The following is a 17,766-nucleotide window of genomic DNA, read 5'->3' on the forward strand; positions in this document are numbered from 1 at the left end:
GATGTCGTTCAATCATTACTACCAGAGCGAACTGACGGCGCTCCGCCAGATGGGTCGATGTTTCGCCGAGCGCAACCCGGCATTGGCACCCTTTCTCGGGCAGACCGGACGGGACCCGGATGTAGAGCGGCTACTGGAGGGGTTTGCATTCCTGACCGGGCGGCTGCGCCAGAAGCTCGACGACCAGTTGCCGGAGCTGAGTCATTCGCTGATGCAACTGTTGTGGCCGAACTACATGCGGCCATTGCCAGCCTTCGGCATTTTGCAGTTCGATCCGCTGCAGCGATCTGGGCCCGCGTTTCGGGTCGAGCGCGATACGCCGGTCGAAAGCAAGCCGGTCCAGCAGGTGAGTTGTCGTTTCCTTACCTGTTACCCCACCGACGTCCTCGCGCTTGATCTGACCCAGCTGAGTTATTCGGTAAAAGGGGAGGGGTCGCTGTTGAGCTTGCATCTGCAGATGCGTTGCGACGGTCATTTGGGCGAGCTGCAACTGAGCCGCTTACGCCTGCATTTGACTGGCGAACGCTACATCAGCCAGATGCTCTATCTCAGCCTGCTGCGTAATCTTGAAGGTATCGAGCTGATCCCGTTGGACGGTACCGGCGAGGCCCTACGGACGGCAGATGGCAGCCCGACGACGTTCAGGCTCCCCGCTGACCGGGTACAGCCGGTCGGGTTTGCCGAGGAGGAAGCGCTGGTCCCGTACCCGCTGAATACCTTTCGTGGCTATCGCTACCTGCAAGAATATTTCGCTTTCCAGGACAAGTTCCTGTTCGTCGATATCAATGGCCTGGACGTGATCAACACCTTGCCGCATGGCAACATCGAGCAGATACGAGGCCTGGAGCTGCGCTTCGATATTGGCAAAAGTGGTATCCAGCGAATGCGCCCGACGCTGGATAACATAAAGCTGTACTGCACGCCGATCGTCAATCTGTTCAAGCATGGCGCCCACCCGATCCGCCTGGACAGCAAACAAGATGAGTATCTGCTGTTGCCAGCTGATTACGACCAGGAGCACTGCGGCGTGTTTTCGGTCGAAAGCGTCACCGGCTGGAGTCCCGGAGGCCTGGGTTATCAGGCCTATGTGCCGTTCGAATCCTTCGAGCACGATTCAAGCTTCGATGTGCCCCACAGCCGCCCCTACTACAGCGTTCGCCAGCGGCCTTCCATGATGCACGACGGTCTGGACACCTGCCTGGGCTTTGGCGTCCGGCACGCTCACCCTCATGAAACCCTGTCGATCGAATTGATGTGCACCAACCGGAACCTGCCGCGCCAGCTCACGCCCGGGGACATCGATCAACCCAGCGAAAAAAGCCCCGAGGGGCTGAGTTTCCGCAACATCGGTCCGGTCACGCCAAGTTTCGCGCCGCCACTCAACCGCGACTTCCTCTGGAAGTTGATCAGCAACATGTCACTCAACTATCTGTCGCTGGCCGACGTCAATGCGCTCAAGGTGATTCTCGAAACCTACGATTTTCCGCGTTAACACGACGAACAGGCAGAGAAAGTCCGCAAGCGTTTGCTCAATGGACTCAAGTCAATCCGGCACGAGGCTGTCGACCGCTTGCACCGGGGCTTGCCAGTGCGTGGCCTGCGCACTGAACTGACCATCGACCCGCTGGGTTACATCGGCGAGGGCGACCTGTTCGTCTTCGCTTCGGTCCTCAACGAGTTTTTCGCGTTGTATGCCAGCCTCAATTCGTACCACGAGTTGCGGGTGAACAGCACACAAGGAGAGGTGTACCAATGGACACCCCGCATGGGCCAACAGCCGCTGCTATAAACGTGCTGACGCAAGGGATACGCGAGTACTCGTTATTCCAGGCCGTGTTGCTGGTCATTGATCGGCTGCGCGAGGCTCATCCTGGTTTGGACGATGAAGCGCTGTATGACCGGTTGGAGTTCCAGGCCAACCCAAGCCTGGGTTTCCCGTCCAGCGACATTGATCGTGTGGAGTTTTTTGAAGAACACGGCCAGGTGCGGGCGCGTCTTCGCTTGAACCTGATCAGCCTGGTGGGTGCGGGTTCGCCGTTGCCGGCGTTCTACGGTGAGCAGGCGGTAGGAGAGGAAAACGGCAATCCGACACGTGACTTTCTCGATGTCTTTCACCATCGTCTCCAACGGCTGATGCTGCCGATATGGCGCAAGTACCGTTACTGCGCAAGTTTTCAGAGCGGTGCCCGAGACCCGTTTTCCGAACAGTTGTACGCACTGATCGGTTTGGGGGGCGAAGAGATTCGCAAGGCCAGCCAACTGAACTGGAAGCGTCTCCTGCCGTACCTCGGCTTGCTGAGCCTGCGTGCCCATTCGGCGGCGTTGATCGAGGCCGTACTGCGTTACTACTTCAAGCACGTCGAACTGAACCTCGAACAGTGCATCGAGCGGCGTGTGGACATTCTTGACGAACAGCGTAATCGCCTGGGGACCGCCAACAGTCTGCTCGGCCAAGACCTGGTGATTGGCGAGCGGGTGCGCGACCGCAGCGGCAAGTTCCGGATCCATATCTACGAGCTGGACTGGCAGCGTTTCCACGAATTCCTGCCCGTCGGAAACGGCTACCGACCGTTGGGCGCGCTGGTGCAATTCACCCTGCGTGATCCCCTCGAATATGACATTCGCCTGGTCCTGCGCCAGCAGGCGATTCGTGAGTTATGCATCGGAGAGCAGAACACCTGCCGCCTGGGATGGACCAGTTGGCTGGGACACGAGCGCGCTGATGGCGTGGTGACCCTTGGTAGAAAAATTCATTAGGAATGGATGACATGATCAACGTAGACCTTCAGCAACTGATCCAGGCATTGGATGCCGAAACCAGGCGTGACCTGGAGCGCTCGGCCGAGCATTGCGTAGCCTATGGCGCGGACAAGGTCCTGGTGGAAGACTTGATGCTGAGTCTGCTGGAACGACCCCAGAGTCTGCTGGCGCAAGCCTTGCAGGATGTCCAGGTCAGTGCCAGCGAGTTGAGCGCGGCCCTGCAACCGCGGATAGGGCACAGCGCTTTGCGCAACCCGGTATTCGCTCCGGAACTGGTGCAGTGGTTGCAGGATGCGCTGCTGGTGGCCAATCTCGAACTCGGCCGCAGCGACGTCGGACAAGCAGCGTTGCTCCTGGCGTTGCTGCGAAACCCGCTTCGCTACGCGGGGAGTGCTTATCTGGCGCTGCTTAACCGATTGAACATTGATCGGCTGAAAGCGTTCGCCCTGGCGCAACAGGCGCAACAGGCGCAACAGGCGCAACAGGCGCAACAGGCGCAACCGGTTGCCGGCCAGTCCATCACGTCGCACGGCTCGCTGCTGTCGCGCTTTACCCATGACCTGAGTCGACAGGCTCGCGAAGGCCAACTCGACCCGGTGCTCTGTCGCGACGGCGAAATCAGGCAGATGATCGATATCCTCGTTCGTCGCCGCAAAAACAATCCAAACGTCGTCGGTGAAGCAGGGGTGGGCAAGACCGCCATCGTCGAAGGGCTGGCGTTGCGCATCGCCGCCGGGGAGGTTCCGTCGGTGCTTCAAGGCGTTGAATTGCTTTCACTGGATATGGGGCTGCTGCAGGCTGGCGCCAGCATCAAAGGAGAATTCGAGCGTCGTCTCAAGGGGGTGATCGACGAGGTCAAGGCTTCGCCAAACCCCATCATCCTGTTCATAGACGAGGCCCATACCTTGATCGGCGCGGGTAACAACGCCGGGGGCACCGATGCGGCCAACCTGCTCAAGCCTGCCTTGGCCCGGGGCGAGCTGCGTACCATCGCGGCTACCACCTGGACTGAGTATAAAAAGTATTTTGAGAAAGACCCGGCCCTGGCCCGTCGTTTCCAAGCGGTGCAATTGCACGAGCCGACCGTCAGCGAGGCAGTGACCATACTGCGTGGCCTGGCCCGGGTCTACGAAAACAGTCATGGCGTCTACCTGCGCGATGACGCGGTGGTCACGGCAGCGCAATTGTCGGCCCGCTACCTGGCCGGTCGTCAGTTGCCGGACAAGGCCGTGGACGTGCTCGACACCGCCTGCGCTCGCGTGCGGATCAGCTTGGCCGCAGCCCCACAGAGCCTGGAGCGACTACGTGGTGAGTTGGCCGAAGGCGCGCGCCAACGCCAGGCGCTGCGTCGCGACGCAGAGGCTGGCCTGTCGGTTGATCTTCAGGCCCTGGAGGCGCTGGAGGTACGTCTGGCAGCCATCGAAGACGAGAGTCACACGCTGGAAATCCAATGGACCGAGCAACGTATCCTCGCGGAACGTTTGCTGTCGCTGCGTCAGCAATTGGCCAGGGCGCGGGAAAGCGCGGAGGATCAAGCCCACGGTATCGAGGCGCTGGAAGCGGCCGTGCATGAAACACACGACTCGCTGGTGGCCGCACAAACCCAGGAGCGCCTGGTCAGCTTTGAAGTTTGCCCGCGACTGGTCGCCGAAGTGATTCATGCCTGGACCGGTGTACCGCTGGCGCAACTGGCGCGCGAGCACAATCTGAAAGTGGCCAGTTTCGCCACAGACCTGCGTGCACGTATTCGTGGCCAGGAACCGGCCGTACAGGCGCTTGATCGCGCGATGCGCGCCGCCGCCGCAGGCTTGAACAAACCCGACGCCCCGATAGGCGTATTTTTGTTGGTGGGCCCCAGTGGCGTCGGCAAGACTGAAACAGCACATGCCTTGGCCGACCTGCTCTATGGCGGTGAGCGTTTCCTCACAACGATCAACATGACCGAGTTCCAGGAGAAACATACCGTTTCCCGACTGATCGGAGCGCCGCCGGGCTACGTCGGTTTTGGCGAGGGCGGCATGCTCACCGAAGCTGTGCGGCAAAAACCCTACAGCGTGGTGTTGCTCGATGAGGTCGAAAAAGCCGACCCGGATGTATTGAACCTGTTCTACCAGATCTTCGACAAAGGCCTGGCCAATGATGGGGAAGGACGGGAAATCGATTTTCGCAACACCCTGATTCTGATGACATCGAACCTGGGCAGTGAACGTATCGACGAGCTGTGCGAAAACGGCGCACGACCAAGTGCCGAGCGCCTTGAGGAATCCATTCGCCTGATCCTCAGCAACCATTTCAAGCCAGCGCTGCTGGCCCGCATGCGCGTGGTGCCGTATTACCCGGTCAGCGGGCCTGTGCTGCGTGAACTGGTGGAAATCAAACTCGACCGCCTGGGCGAGCGGTTGCGTCGACGTCAGTTGGGCTTCAGTTATTGCGAGCACCTCGTGAGCCATCTGGTTGAGCGCTGCAGTCGTAATGACCGTGGAGCGCGGCTGATTGGTCAATTGCTTGACCAGCACCTGATGCCGCTGGTTGCCGATCGCTTGCTCGCGGCCATGGCCGGCGGCGAACCGCTACGGCATGTGCGCGCGGTGCTCAAGGGTGAAGCCAGTGTCGCGTGCGAGTTCTCTTGAAATGGGCGCTCTGTTCAAAAAACTCTCGCAGCCACTGGACTATGCCGAAGCGCTCTTGGCGCAGTTTTCCAACCTCTCGCTGTTGACGGAAGGTGAGGCGTTGGTGGGGAATTTCATCCAGGGTGTGTCGCGGCTCAGCGGTTGTGAGCTGGTGCAGTTGTACCTGCTCGACGCCACCGGTACACGCCTGGAAATGAACACCGAATGCCTGGAAGGCCAATTGCATTTTCGTGAGCCGCAAAGCCTGCCTTCCGATTATCAGGCTGAGCAATTGTTGCAATTCTCCCTGGGCCAGAATCGTGTGGTGTGCCTCGGGTCGTTGAGCGACAGCGTTCACGAAACCCGCTTCCTGCCAGCCCGGGCCACACCTTGGCAGTCACTGCTTTGTGTTCCCCTGGTTGACCCGCAGAGTAGCGTCGGTGGCTTGTTGTTGTGTGCCAGTGCTCAGCATCTCGACTTGCATGGCGTCGCTGAATCCCTGGGGCATCTCGGGGCCTTCGCCCTTGGCCAGATGCATCTGCTGCAGCGTCTGCACCGTCCGGCCGAGGCACCTGTTACCTCAAGCCTGCCGAGCGGCATCAGCTACGGCCTGATCGGCAAGAGCATGGCCATGCGCAAGACCTGCTCATTGATCAGTAAGGTCCTGCACAGTCCCTATACCGTCTTGCTGCGGGGCGAAACCGGTACCGGCAAGGAGGTGGTGGCCCGGGCCCTCCATGACCACGGTCCGCGTCGATCCAAGGCGTTTATCGTGCAGAACTGTGCGGCGGTCCCCGAGAATTTGCTGGAGAGTGAGCTTTTCGGCTATCGCAGAGGGGCGTTCACCGGTGCCGATCGAGACCGTGCCGGGCTGTTCGACGTGGCTAACGGCGGCACGCTGTTGCTGGACGAAATTGGCGATATGCCGTTGTCCCTGCAAGCCAAGTTGCTGCGAGTGTTGCAGGAGGGCGAAATTCGTCCTTTGGGGTCCAACGACACCCATCACGTCGATGTACGCATCGTTGCCGCGACTCATCGCGACCTTAAGCAATTGATGGAGGAGGGCAAGTTCCGCGAAGACCTGTATTACCGTCTCGCACAGTTTCCGATCCAGCTACCGGCGTTGCGTCAGCGCGACGGCGACATCATCGAACTGGCGCGGCATTTTGCCGACAAAGCTTGCACGCTGCTGCAGCGTGATCCGGTGTGTTGGTCAGACGCGGCGCTCGATCACCTGTCGGCCTACGGCTTCCCGGGGAACGTGCGGGAACTCAAGAGCGTCGTGGAAAGGGCTGTGCTCCTGTGCGAGGGCGGTGAACTGCTCATCGAGCACTTTGCATTGCACATCGAGACCCCTTCCGAGCGCGGCCGCATCAACCTGCGTGAGCGGATGGAGCAGATCGAACGTGGTTTGCTGATCGATTGCTTGCGCGAGAACTCGGGCAACAAGACCCGCGCCGCCCGCGAGCTCGGCCTGCCGCTGCGCACCTTGATCTATCGCCTCGCGCGTCTGAACGTCCAGCGCGGTGATTTCAATGATTGATCCTTTCTTCGCGTTATTCGTAACCGTTCCAGCCCGATCCTTTCATTCTGGAGACTTCCTCATGCCTGTCTTTCCCTGGCGAGCCGTCCTGTCGGCGAATCTCGTGTCATTGGCCCTGGGCGGTTGTAACGCCAATTACAAATTCAACGACAGTGGTTATCGCCCTCTGGGTGATCCGCAGGCGGTCAATCGCGGCAAGTGATGCCAAGGAGCTTTTGATAGATGGAACTTGTTTTTGAAATGCTCAACGCCAGCCAGTTCGTCCCGTCACGGCTGTGCCGAAAGACCTTCGGGCCGACCGGCGGCGTGATCGGGCGGGGCGAGGGCTGCCACTGGCTCATTCCTGACCGCGAGCGCCTGTTGTCCAAGCGTCACGCGCAGGTCAGCTTTCGTGACGGCGCATTTTTCCTGACCGACACCAGTGGTAATGGTACGACCCATCGCGAAAGCGGCGTGCGCCTGCCCAGGGGCGAGCCGATACCCATACTGGATGGGAATGCCTACATTATGGGCGATTTCGAGATCCTCGCACGGCTGGTCTCCGGGCCGGCGGACAAGCCTGCCGAAGCGAGCCGCCCGAGGCCGATCGACAGTCTCATTCCCGACGACGCCTTTCTGGAGCTCGATCCGCTGAAGGCGTTGGATCAGCAGGACCGGGCCTTGCTGGACATCGATGAGCTGATAAATCCTGCAACCGTCCCGCCGGACGCCCTTGGGCGGCCGGATTATGCGCGTATCGACATGGAAAGCCTGCTCTTGCCGGAGCTGGTCGGAGCGCCAGTCGAACCAGGGCCTGCCCCCATCCCGCCCACCGAAACTATTGGCCACCTCCACGACGGCTTTTGGCAGCGTTTCGGTACGGCCTTGGGCATGGATCTCGAAAGCCTGGACGGCAAGGCCCGCGAAGCCTTGGCGATCAACGCCGCGCTGCTGCTCAAGCAAAGCATTCAGGGCTTGCAACAGAGCCTGGGTATTCACTCGGGGCTGAAAAGCGAACTGCGCCCGGCCCAGACCTATGAAGAACAGGTTCGCTTGATTGCCAGCCTGCAAATCGACCACCACGGATGATGTCCATGCTGCACTGCACGATGCACCTACCCAAGATTTTGATTGCGCTCGCCACGACTTTGCTGCTGGCCGGTTGCACCACGCTGTCGCCCTTTTCGACGATGACCAAGCTCAACCTCACCCTGACGGCCAATGACCGACTCAACCCTGATCTCAATGGCCGGCCATCGCCGGTGGTGGTGCGGTTGTTCGAACTCAAGCATCCGGTGGCTTTTGAAAATGCCGATTTCTTCAGCCTCTATGAGCGTCCGAGGGGAACACTGGCCCCTGATCTGGTTGCCAGCGAGGAGTTGGAGCTACGTCCGGGCGAAACCGTCGAGCTCAGGCTCGGTATCACCGGGGATGGCCGTTACGTCGGCCTGCTCGCGGCGTACCGTGACCTGCCACACGCCCGCTGGCGCTATACGCTGCCAGTGGCTGCGGCACAGTTGACCGAAGCTAGCCTGACCCTCGACCAGAAGGGGATCGCCAACACGCTTGAGCGACTGGCCAAGGTGGCTGACCGATGAATCACGACAAGGTCATCTGGCAGGAAGGCATGCTGTTGCGCCCCCAACATTTGCAACACAACGATCGCTACTTCGACCATCAGTTGAAGGTTCGCACCCGGTTGCTGGCCAGCTACGCCTGGGGCTTCCTGGCGCTTGAGATCGATCTGCAATTCCTCAACATGGGGCAACTGGTGGTCAGCCAGGCCAGCGGGGTCCTGCCGGATGGCAGCCTTTTCGAACTGGGTGGCAACGCCGAGCCGCTGGCCTTGGAAGTACCGTCCAATACCCGCAATACCCCGATTTACCTTGCGCTGCCATTGGTGACCGGTAATCACATCGAGTCCCGTCGTCCAGAGCAGTCTGACGTGTTGGCGCGCTACACCGTCTACGACGCGCAGGTGAGCGACTCCAACGCCGGAGAGGCCGGAGGGAGCCAAATCAGTTGCGGTCGTCCGGACTTGCGCCTGCTGTTGGGCGAGCGGCAGAGTGATCATGCGTTCGTGAAGCTCAAGCTCTGTGAAGTGCTCGATACCACGGCCGATGGGGTGATCAGGCTCGATCCGAACTTTGTACCGACCTTCATCCAGGCTCGCGCTTCCCACTACTTGCTGTCGTGTCTCAAGGAAATCATCGGCATGCTTGCCCATCGAGGCGACACCCTGGCTGAGCGGATCCGCTCCAATGGCAAGGCCGGTGGTGCGCAAGTCGGCGATTTCATGATGTTGCAACTGATCAACCGCAACGAACTGTTGCTGCGTCATGACCTGGATCTGGAGCAGGTGCACCCCGAAACGCTGTACCGAACGCTACTGGCGCTGCTGGGTGACTTGGCAACGTTCTCCAGTGACAGCAAGCGACCAACGCTCAACAACCGCTACCAGCACAGCGACCAAGGCGCATGTTTTCGAAGCCTGATGCAAGCGATTCGCCAGGTCCTGTCGATGGTGCTCGAGCAACACGCTATCGAACTGCCGCTGCAGCCGCGCCAATACGGAATCATCGTCTCGCCGGTGCAGGACCTGTCGCTGCTGGACACCGCTTCATTCGTGCTGGCGGCAAGTGCCCACTGTGACAGCGAAGAGCTGCGCCATCGATTGCCGGCGCACCTCAAGGTCGGTTCGGTGGAGCACATCCGCCAATTGGTCAACCTGCATCTGCCCGGCATCAAGATAAGGCCTCTGCCCGTGGCCCCGCGGCAGATCGCGTTCCATGCCAACAAAACCTATTTCATTCTCGAGCCCAACGCCGAAGACCTGGCGCAACTGAAGCGCTCCGCAGGTTTTGCATTCCATGTCAGCGGTGATTTCGCCGAGCTTGAATTGAATTTCTGGGCCATCAGGAACTGAACCAAATGGATAAGGAACATCTTCAGGATGAAACAACGGTCCTGCTCGACCAACATGGACAACGCACTGCTTCAGTGCCTTTGACGGACGCTGCCCCGCCGCCACGTTTCGAACAGTTGCAAGAGCGAATGATCTACGCCGCGCACCTGCCGCAGCCCCAGACGTTCACGGTCAGCCTCAATCCGCTGGTTGCGGCGGCGTCCGGATTGCTGTCGCACATGGTTCAGCTCAAGCACGGTCGTGAACGCGAGGACCTGCACGCCCTTAAAGGGGAACTGAAGCGGAGCCTGGAACAGTTCGAAACCTGTGCCTTGCAGGGCGGTGTTGAAAGCAGTCAGTTGATCGCCGCGCGTTACGTGTTGTGCACTGCGATTGATGAGGCGATTGTCACCACGCCGTGGGGTCACGGGGGCGGTTGGTCACAGATAAGTTTGCTCAGCACCTTCCACAACGAAACCTTTGGTGGCGAGAAAGTCTTTCAATTGCTTGAGCGCTTATCGAAGAACCCCCTCAAGCACTTGCCCATGCTGGAGTTGTTGTACTTGTGCCTATCCCTGGGCTTCGAAGGCAAATACCGGATTCAGACCCGCGGGATGCTTGAACTCGAAAGCCTGCGTGACGCCCTGTATCGGTTGATTCGCCAGACCCGCGGCGACACCCCACGTGAACTGTCACCTCACTGGGAGGGCTTCGGCGGCGCGCGACGCCGTCCGATGCGCATTGTCCCGATTTGGATGGTCGCGGCTTTCACGCTGGCCTGCCTGGGGGTGATGTACGCGAGTTTCGCCTGGGTATTGGATGAGCAACGCAAAAGCGTATTGCAACCTTATCAACTGTCAGAACCGGTCGCCGCTCAGCCGCTGCCGTAAACAGGGACGTGTCATGAAATCGCTTTTCAGGAAAATCAGTGCCTGGGTACGCCAGACCTGGGTTTGGACGCTGCTGCTGATGCTTAGTGTCGCGCTGTTGGTGTGGTTCGCCGGGCCACTTCTGGCCGTCAATGACTACAAGTTCTGGGCGAGCCCGACGGCGCGACTGCTGACTGTCGCCGTGCTTGCGCTGGGCTGGGGCCTTGGCATGGTTGTCGTCAACGGGCGCGCCGGTTCAAGGGCGAATTCCCAACAAAACGCCCCCGATCAGGCTCGAACCCTGCATCAGGCCAGGATTGTTGATGAGCGGCGCGAAGTGCGCTCGCGCTTCAAGCAGGCCTTAATCACGTTAAGGTCCTCGAACCTTTATTCCGGCCGCAGCGATCTGCCCTGGTATCTGCTGATAGGCCCGCCTGGCAGCGGTAAAACCCATCTGCTGGAGTGCTCGGGTCTGGATTTCTCGTTCAATAGGCTAACGCGAAGCGCTGTCAGCAACGGATCCGATACTCGGCATTGCGATTGGTATTTTGCCGAGCACGCCGTGCTGGTCGATACCGCCGGGCGCTACCTGACCCAACCGGACCGCGAGCTCGACGGCAGCGGCTGGACTGTATTGCTCGAACTGTTGCGCAAGCGTCGCCGCAGTCGTCCGTTGGGCGGTGTGCTGGTGACCGTGCCGTCCGAGGTCCTGTTGCTGGGCAGCGAGGATGAAGTCACTACACTGGCCCGCCAGATTCGTGGTCGCCTGCAGGAACTGCAACGGCGACTGCGCATCGATGTCCCGATTTACCTGATCCTGAGCAAAGCAGACAGCGTACCCGGTTTTAACGAGTTCTTTGATTCACTGACTCGCGAGGAAAACGACCAGGTACTGGGCGCGAGTTTCAGCCGGAACTCGCGCGGCAGTGACATCACCGTGTTACGTGCTGAGTTCGAGGCACTGCTGCATCGGCTCAACAGCCAAATGATCATGCGCATGCATCAGGAGCGCGACACGTTGCGCCGTAGTCGCATGCTTGATTTCCCCCACCAACTTGGACAACTCGGCACCAGCCTGAGCCTACTGGCCGAGCAGGCATTCAGCGGCAATGTCGGGACGTTGCGTGGTTTCTATCTGACCTGCGCATCGTCGCCGGACCGTTCGACGGCCCCGACCTCCGAGCCCGTAAATTCAAGCTTGGGGCCCAGCCATAGCGCGCCTGGACGGCGCTCGCGATTCATTCATCACCTGCTCAGTCGGGTGATTTTTCCGGAAGCCGATCTGAGCGACCTCGTTCAGCGTGAACGCCGTCGTATTCATTGGGGGCAGCGGGCGTTGTACCTGGGAGCGCTGACGGTCGTTGGCCTGTGCGGGCTGTTGTGGGCGAACGCTTTTTCAATCAATCACGATCGCTTGGACAACTTGCGTACGCTGGCGCAGCGCTGGGATCGGCAACAATCGACCCCGGCGAGCACCGATGATTGGACCGCGACGCTCGAATCATTGGATATCCGCTTCGAGGCCACTCGGGTTTTCCCACCCTACAATGCGGTGCCGTTGCATGAGCGTGTCGGCCTGTATCAGGGTGAAGCGACCAAGGCTGCGGTGACCGACGCATACGAGCGCGAATTGCAGGCGCAGCTATTGCCAAGAATCGCGAAGAGGCTGGAGGAACATGTCCGCAAACACCGTGATGATCGCGGGCAACTGCTCGACAGCCTGCGCGCGTACTTGATGCTGGGCTTGAAAGAGCGTCGCGATGTCGCCTGGCTCAAGGATCGGGTGGCCAAAGACGGATCGCTTCGTTACCCCGGCAACACGGCGCTGCAAGAGCGTTTGAATGCTCACTTTGCGCGCCTGTTGGAGCTGCCCTTCATCCAGGTGCTCAACGAGCCACTGGTGACCCAGGCCCGGGAGGCCCTTCGCCGTGAGTCCTTGGCTGCCGTCATGTACAGGATGCTGCATGAACAGGCCAGTCATCTGCCGCCATATCGACTCAACCCACACCTGGGGTCACAAGGGGCGCTGCTGGTCGGCACTGACCGTGAGATTCCCGGTATCTATACCCGACAAGGTTATGAACGCTACTTTTCGGTTCGAGGTGCGACCCTCGTCACCGAACTGCTGCGGGACAACTGGGTGCTGGGAGAGAGTGAGAGTCTTAGTGCTATGGACATGCGGCGCCTGATGGTCGAGCTGGAGCAACTGTATTTTCGTGATTATGCCGACCACTGGAGCGAGGCGGTCGGCCAGGTCGCCCTCCAGACCATCAGCAATGCGGGCGAGGGCGCCGAGCAACTTGCGGGCCTGACCTCGGCTCATTCGCCGATTTTGCGGCTGCTGGTACAGGTGCGCGAAAACACCCGCTTCCAGACTGTTGCCGAAGTATTCGACGACCTGCCGCCAGCAGCAGGGAAGCAAGGAGCAGCCGATAAGAAACTTGCCGCCGTGGCGGGGAAAGCCGCTGCGTCCCTGACCGAGCATCTGCCGGACACTGCGCAAAAATCCTTGCGAAGGCGTTTCGAACCGCTGCATCGCCTATTGGATGAAGAGGGTGGGCCCACGGCTGATCTGGTCCAGGCCTTGCGTGCCCTCGATGAGGTGCAATTGCAATTGGCGAACCTGGCCCGGGCCAGTGCGCCGGAACAAGCAGCGTTCGAACTGGCCAGGCACCGCATGGATGGCCAGCGCGATGGGTTGAGCAAGCTGCGCAATGCCTCTGCTCGCCTGCCGCGACCGGTCAATGGGTGGTTCAACGTACTGGCCGAGGACAGTTGGCGTTTGGTGCTCAACGACGCTTATCGTTACCTGAACCAGCGGTATCAGAGCGAGCTGTACAGCTTTTATGGCAAGGCGATCAACAAGCGGTACCCGTTCAGCGCCCACAGTGCCAGCGACGTTGCGCTCAACGACTTCCGGGTATTTTTCAAGGACCAGGGCATCGTCGATCGATTCTTCAACCATTACATGCAGCCCTTCATCAGCGGCGCCGAAGGAAACTATCGCCTGCGCAGCATCGACGGCCAGAGCTTGCCGATGTCCCGTGTCTACCTGGATCAGATGGCGACCGCGCAGGCCATCCGGCGGAGCTTTTTCGCCGATAACCCGAACGAACCGCAAGTGCAGTTCACGCTTGAACCGTACACGTTGGATCCGGCGGTGAGCCGTGCTGAATTCCGCTTTGGCGACCAGACGCTTGAGTACCGCCACGGTCCGATCCTGCCGGTGGCGTTTACCTGGCCAAGTGACGCGCAGGATGGTCGAACCGCCCTGGTGCTGGACAAAATGGTCGGACGCGGCGTCGGCATGGAAAAAAATACCGGGCCGTGGTCACTGTTTCGTTTGTTCGACCTGATGCAGAGCGAATACCTGACCGGGCGTGATGTACGCGTGTTGAAGGCGGACTTGGGTGGCCTGCGTGCCAATTATTTGCTGACGAGCCAGCGCACACCGAACCCGTTCGACATGAGCGTGCTGCGCACATTCCGTCTGCCGGCGCAGCTTTGATGCCACAATCAGGCCCCTGGCGCAGCGCCGCGCGTACGCATCCCGGCAAGACCCGGGCACGTAATGAGGATGCCTTTCTTGACCGCCCACAATGGGGAATATGGGCTGTCGCTGACGGTATGGGCGGCCACTCGGGCGGTGACATCGCCAGCCAGTTGATCGTGGCCAACCTGACGGAACTGCCAGTCTGCCAGGACCTGGATCAACGTTCCAAAGCGGTGCGTCAATGCCTGCGCTGGACCAATCGGCGGCTGAGCCAGGAACTTACCGTCACCGACGATCATCCTGGCATTACTGGCAGCACGGTGGTGGTGCTGTTGCTGGAAGGGAACCGCGGCGTGTGCATTTGGGCGGGCGATAGCCGTTGTTACCTGTGGCGCGGTCGACGGTTGTACCAATTGACCAAGGATCACTCATTGCAACAGCAACTGATGGACACGCAACACATCAGCCGCGATGAGGCCGGTGCTCACCCTGCGGCCCAGGCGTTGACTCGCGCAGTGGGCGCCGCGCCAGAACTGAAGTTGGAGGTGTTGGAACTGGATGTTCACCCGGGCGATACGTTCCTGCTATGTAGCGACGGCCTGTATCAGGGCTTTGGCGCACGGGCCCTTGGCAACGCCTTGAGCCTGGCTTCGCCATGTAAGGTCCTTGAGCAGCTTTTCGATGTCGTCTTGCGTGGCCCGGCGCGGGATAACCTGACCGCTGTAGTGATCCGAGCGTGAATGAAGAGGGTGGCCATCCTACGTATTTCGCCTTTGCCAACCCGGTGCCCGCTGTGGCATCCGGTCAGCGTTGCCTCAGCGAATTACCGGACCTACTCGCAGGACGCTATCGCCTCGAACGCTTGCTGGGGGCGGGCGGCATGGGCGTTGTTTACCGCGCGCGAGATTTATTGCATGAACAATATGCCGACCCTGATCCGTACCTTGCGTTGAAAATGCTCAGTGGAGCATTCGACGAATCAGCCGACGCGAGCGCGCTGCTCTACAGCGAGTTCGCCCTGATGCGGCGATTGCACCACCCGAATATCTTGCGTCCCTACACCTTCGAAGTGGATGCCGCCCAACGACGGGCTTTCATCACCATGGAGTTGATGCGCGGGCTGACCCTGGACCAATTGCTGTGCGAACGTCCCCTGGGGCTGCCTTGGCCCGAACTGAAGGCGATCGCCGTGCCGCTGCTCGATGCCCTGGCGTATGCTCATGGACGTGGCGTACTGCACGGCGATATGAAGCCCAGCAACATCATGTTGAGCGAAGAAGGCCTGCGCCTGTTCGATTTTGGCTTGGGCCTGGCCGAGGAAGGGCCTTCGCAGCACCTGCCGAACCTGAACCGTGAACGCCTCAACGCCTGGACCCCTGGGTACGCGGCGCCTGAACTGCTTGAAGGTGCGCCCCTATCTGCGAGTGCCGATGTCTATGGTGTGGCTTGCGTGTTGTATGAACTGGCGAGCGGCAAACACCCGTTCCGACGCCTGCCCGCCACCCAGGCTCGCGATACCCGGTTGGATCGCGGGCTCAAGGCTCCGCAAAACCTGCCCAGGCGTTGCTGGCCGGCACTGCGAACGGCGTTGGCGTTTGAGCCGGGGCAGCGGCGTGTTAGTGCGGTTCGATTGCGTGATGCCTTAAGGGATGTGTCTTTCTGGTGGTAAAGGGGATGCATGGCATCTGGTCACCTACCCGGCCCACCTGGTCCTTATTGGTTGCGCTGGGCTGCTGCGAACATTTTTCTCTGGGCATGGCGCAACGATGACCTAACCAACGCCAAAATTGAGCGACGACGTTTGAGCACGGACACTCTCCTATCGAAGATTTCTGAAGTAAAAGGCCAGCCCACTTGGGTCGATAGCAATCTTCCCGACCTGCGTACCCTGGCGCGTGAGCTGCGTACACACGCCCTTGAGGAAGTGATTGCGGCGACTAACCATGAAGACGCCATCAAGGTGACGGCTCAGTACCTGGGATTTATTGACCCAGCGATCTTGTCCCTAACCGTCGAGACGCCCATGGGCGACGTGACCATTTTGCGCAGCAGCATTTACCACATCGTCGAAAAGCGAATGGATGCCCGTGAGCGCTACGTGAGGCTTGCTCTAGATACGCTCACAGGGCCGTTGGAAGTGTGGAAAGTTGCCTTTACTGACGGCACTGATCGTCTGGCGTTCATCGGCGCGTATGAGTCAAGCGGCAAATGTTAGTAAGCGTTGTGTTCTTCGAGGGGCAGATGCTGTGGAACTTCATGCACACTGACGCGAAATCGCTCAACAAGCACCGCCATGGCGAGCTGCTGTACAAGCGCTACACGCTTTTGTGACAGGCAAAGAAAAGGGCTACTGGTGACAGTAGCCCTTGAATTTAAGCTTGATATTCATATACACACCCTCAAGCAGGGGTGTGGAGGTCTCACCCTACGCTGATGTCCCAACCATCGACGGGGTTCCTACGCCAGTTATAGCCGCTGGGAGGCAACTGGTTTCGCGCCCAAGGATAGACTGTTCGCCTTTGAGCGTACCGTCAATCAAATGTGATGAATGGCCGAGGGGTGAGCCGTCATAGCGGAAATGCTTAATGTTCGGCCTGTGGCGCAAGATTTCTTTCGGGGCGCCAAGAAAATCTTCATTTGAGCCAGTTTTGCGGATTTTTTCTTAACTCGAAACGTTCAGGCTGAGTTTCACAGAACGGATAACTACCAATCCCCTGTGGGAGCGAGCTTGCTCGCGAAGGCGGCAGCACGTTCATGCGCTGTCTCAAGGTGTACGCGATCCGTGGCGAGGGAGCTTGCTCCCGCTCGGCGGCGCAGCCGTCGTAAACCGGCTGATGCGGTTTTTCCGGAGAAATGCGTCAGCCTGTTTTGGGGCGGCTTCGCCACCCAGCGGGAGCAAGCTCCCTCGCCACGGGGGTGGTGGTGCTGCGGCTATCGTGGGTCGACGTTATCCAGCACACGGTTGGCCAGCATTGAACTCAGTTCGATCAGTTGCTGGATGCCGAGGGCAATGTGGCGGCGGGGGCCTTCGAGGTCGATGGCCAGGTTGCTGATCATCGCATCGGCGGATGCCAGGTTTTCGCTGAGGTTGGCGAGCAGGCATTCGTTGTCGGCGTTTTTTGACACGGTGAAGAGCTGGCCCGGTTTGGATACATCTTCGGACTTTTCCGGTTTCGGATGCAGGTAATAATCCAAGACGCGCTTTTCTGCTTCGTCTTGTTTCTTAGTCTTGGATTGAGTGGACGCAGAGGTGCGATCTGCTTCGGGGGGATTCGGTGTAATTTTGAACATGGTGCAGCTCCTTTCGTAAGAGGAACCATCACCGTCTGCCGCCAAGCAGATGGGGTGACGGGTTACGCAAGATTGGCGGACCGGAACGAAAGGAACCCGGCATCCCCGAAGGGATCCTTGCGCAACCCGCCATAACATGGGGATGCCAATGCCAGAGAGCATGGCAATCATATCGAGGGGCTGTTGCGCCTTTCGTGTACCGGGCCGCCAAGCCCGACCACTGATGGGCAGTGGCAGGGAAACGATAGAACCCATGGACAAGGCGCACAAGCGGGCGAATTCTGGCGTAGTTGTAGGCAATGGCGCAAGGATTCGTA

At 59.7% G+C, this 17,766-nt stretch carries 13 protein-coding genes and 2 pseudogenes; 14 read left to right on the forward strand and 1 reads right to left on the reverse strand.

Annotated features, from left to right (window positions below):
* Window position 1: 1 nt before the first annotated feature.
* From tssF to HGO40_RS30505, 14 genes and pseudogenes are all read left to right on the forward strand, one after another.
* Window positions 2–1,789 (forward strand): annotated as a pseudogene (gene tssF / locus HGO40_RS10465) (type VI secretion system baseplate subunit TssF).
* Window positions 1,753–2,757: a type VI secretion system baseplate subunit TssG gene (gene tssG, locus HGO40_RS10470; protein ID WP_250962922.1), complete on the forward strand. Its 1,005-nt coding sequence runs from the start codon at window positions 1,753–1,755 to the stop codon at window positions 2,755–2,757. The pseudogene tssF and the gene tssG overlap by 37 nt, the downstream one beginning before the upstream one ends.
* Before the next feature lie 11 nt (window positions 2,758–2,768).
* Entirely contained in the window at window positions 2,769–5,390 is a 2,622-nt protein-coding gene (gene tssH, locus HGO40_RS10475) for a type VI secretion system ATPase TssH (RefSeq protein WP_250962923.1), read from the forward strand.
* A 1-nt stretch (window position 5,391) separates the two neighbouring features.
* Entirely contained in the window at window positions 5,392–6,912 is a 1,521-nt protein-coding gene (locus tag HGO40_RS10480) for a sigma-54 interaction domain-containing protein (protein WP_446533680.1), read from the forward strand.
* A 61-nt stretch (window positions 6,913–6,973) separates the two neighbouring features.
* A complete protein-coding gene (locus HGO40_RS10485; RefSeq protein ID WP_250962924.1) occupies window positions 6,974–7,114 on the forward strand; it encodes a type VI secretion protein in 141 nt (46 codons plus the stop codon).
* Window positions 7,115–7,134: 20 nt separating this feature from the next.
* Window positions 7,135–7,926 (forward strand): annotated as a pseudogene (gene tagH / locus HGO40_RS10490) (type VI secretion system-associated FHA domain protein TagH); the annotation flags it as partial.
* Between the two features lie 59 nt (window positions 7,927–7,985).
* Window positions 7,986–8,489: a type VI secretion system lipoprotein TssJ gene (tssJ, locus tag HGO40_RS10495; RefSeq protein ID WP_250962926.1), complete on the forward strand. Its 504-nt coding sequence runs from the start codon at window positions 7,986–7,988 to the stop codon at window positions 8,487–8,489.
* Window positions 8,486–9,817 (forward strand): type VI secretion system baseplate subunit TssK, encoded by a 1,332-nt coding sequence (tssK, locus tag HGO40_RS10500; RefSeq protein ID WP_250962927.1) that lies wholly within the window; start codon window positions 8,486–8,488, stop codon window positions 9,815–9,817. The genes tssJ and tssK overlap by 4 nt, the downstream gene beginning before the upstream one ends.
* A 5-nt stretch (window positions 9,818–9,822) precedes the next feature.
* Window positions 9,823–10,686, forward strand: coding sequence for a type IVB secretion system protein IcmH/DotU (icmH, locus tag HGO40_RS10505; RefSeq protein WP_250962928.1), 864 nt, complete (start codon window positions 9,823–9,825; stop codon window positions 10,684–10,686).
* Between the two features lie 13 nt (window positions 10,687–10,699).
* The gene (tssM, locus tag HGO40_RS10510; RefSeq protein ID WP_250962929.1) at window positions 10,700–14,173 is read left to right on the forward strand and encodes a type VI secretion system membrane subunit TssM; all 3,474 of its coding nucleotides are present in this window, start codon (window positions 10,700–10,702) and stop codon (window positions 14,171–14,173) included.
* On the forward strand, window positions 14,173–14,898 hold the full coding sequence (locus tag HGO40_RS10515) for a PP2C family protein-serine/threonine phosphatase (protein ID WP_250962930.1): 726 nt from the start codon (window positions 14,173–14,175) through the stop codon (window positions 14,896–14,898). The genes tssM and HGO40_RS10515 overlap by 1 nt, the downstream gene beginning before the upstream one ends.
* Window positions 14,895–15,827, forward strand: a complete 933-nt coding sequence (locus HGO40_RS10520) for a serine/threonine-protein kinase (RefSeq protein WP_250962931.1) — start codon at window positions 14,895–14,897, stop codon at window positions 15,825–15,827. Before HGO40_RS10515 ends, HGO40_RS10520 begins: the two co-directional genes overlap by 4 nt.
* 9 nt (window positions 15,828–15,836) lie before the next feature.
* Window positions 15,837–16,373 carry a hypothetical protein gene (locus HGO40_RS10525; protein WP_250962932.1) on the forward strand — a complete coding sequence of 179 codons (537 nt, stop codon included), beginning with the start codon at window positions 15,837–15,839 and terminating at the stop codon, window positions 16,371–16,373.
* Window positions 16,367–16,489, forward strand: coding sequence for a hypothetical protein (locus HGO40_RS30505; protein ID WP_284739065.1), 123 nt, complete (start codon window positions 16,367–16,369; stop codon window positions 16,487–16,489). The genes HGO40_RS10525 and HGO40_RS30505 overlap by 7 nt, the downstream gene beginning before the upstream one ends.
* Window positions 16,490–17,089: 600 nt before the next feature.
* On the opposite strand, the gene HGO40_RS10530 is transcribed toward HGO40_RS30505, so the two are convergent.
* Window positions 17,090–17,449: a DUF6124 family protein gene (locus HGO40_RS10530; protein ID WP_250962933.1), complete on the reverse strand. Its 360-nt coding sequence runs from the start codon at window positions 17,447–17,449 to the stop codon at window positions 17,090–17,092.
* Between the last annotated feature and the right edge of the window lie 317 nt (window positions 17,450–17,766).

It is taken from the genome of Pseudomonas sp. CG7, assembly GCF_023701885.1.
Lineage (GTDB): Bacteria > Pseudomonadota > Gammaproteobacteria > Pseudomonadales > Pseudomonadaceae > Aquipseudomonas > Aquipseudomonas zanjanensis.

What these genes read in the sequence shown, in the direction of transcription:
- tssG (WP_250962922.1), top strand. Translation starts at nt 1,753, where the DNA reads ATGGACACCCCGCATGGGCCAACAGCCGCTGCTATAAACGTGCTGACG.
- tssH (WP_250962923.1), top strand. Translation starts at nt 2,769, where the DNA reads ATGATCAACGTAGACCTTCAGCAACTGATCCAGGCATTGGATGCCGAA.
- HGO40_RS10480 (WP_446533680.1), top strand. Translation starts at nt 5,392, where the DNA reads ATGGGCGCTCTGTTCAAAAAACTCTCGCAGCCACTGGACTATGCCGAA.
- HGO40_RS10485 (WP_250962924.1), top strand. Translation starts at nt 6,974, where the DNA reads ATGCCTGTCTTTCCCTGGCGAGCCGTCCTGTCGGCGAATCTCGTGTCA.
- tssJ (WP_250962926.1), top strand. Translation starts at nt 7,986, where the DNA reads ATGCTGCACTGCACGATGCACCTACCCAAGATTTTGATTGCGCTCGCC.
- tssK (WP_250962927.1), top strand. Translation starts at nt 8,486, where the DNA reads ATGAATCACGACAAGGTCATCTGGCAGGAAGGCATGCTGTTGCGCCCC.
- icmH (WP_250962928.1), top strand. Translation starts at nt 9,823, where the DNA reads ATGGATAAGGAACATCTTCAGGATGAAACAACGGTCCTGCTCGACCAA.
- tssM (WP_250962929.1), top strand. Translation starts at nt 10,700, where the DNA reads ATGAAATCGCTTTTCAGGAAAATCAGTGCCTGGGTACGCCAGACCTGG.
- HGO40_RS10515 (WP_250962930.1), top strand. Translation starts at nt 14,173, where the DNA reads ATGCCACAATCAGGCCCCTGGCGCAGCGCCGCGCGTACGCATCCCGGC.
- HGO40_RS10525 (WP_250962932.1), top strand. Translation starts at nt 15,837, where the DNA reads ATGGCATCTGGTCACCTACCCGGCCCACCTGGTCCTTATTGGTTGCGC.
- HGO40_RS30505 (WP_284739065.1), top strand. Translation starts at nt 16,367, where the DNA reads ATGTTAGTAAGCGTTGTGTTCTTCGAGGGGCAGATGCTGTGGAACTTC.
- HGO40_RS10530 (WP_250962933.1), bottom strand. Translation starts at nt 17,449, where the DNA reads ATGTTCAAAATTACACCGAATCCCCCCGAAGCAGATCGCACCTCTGCG.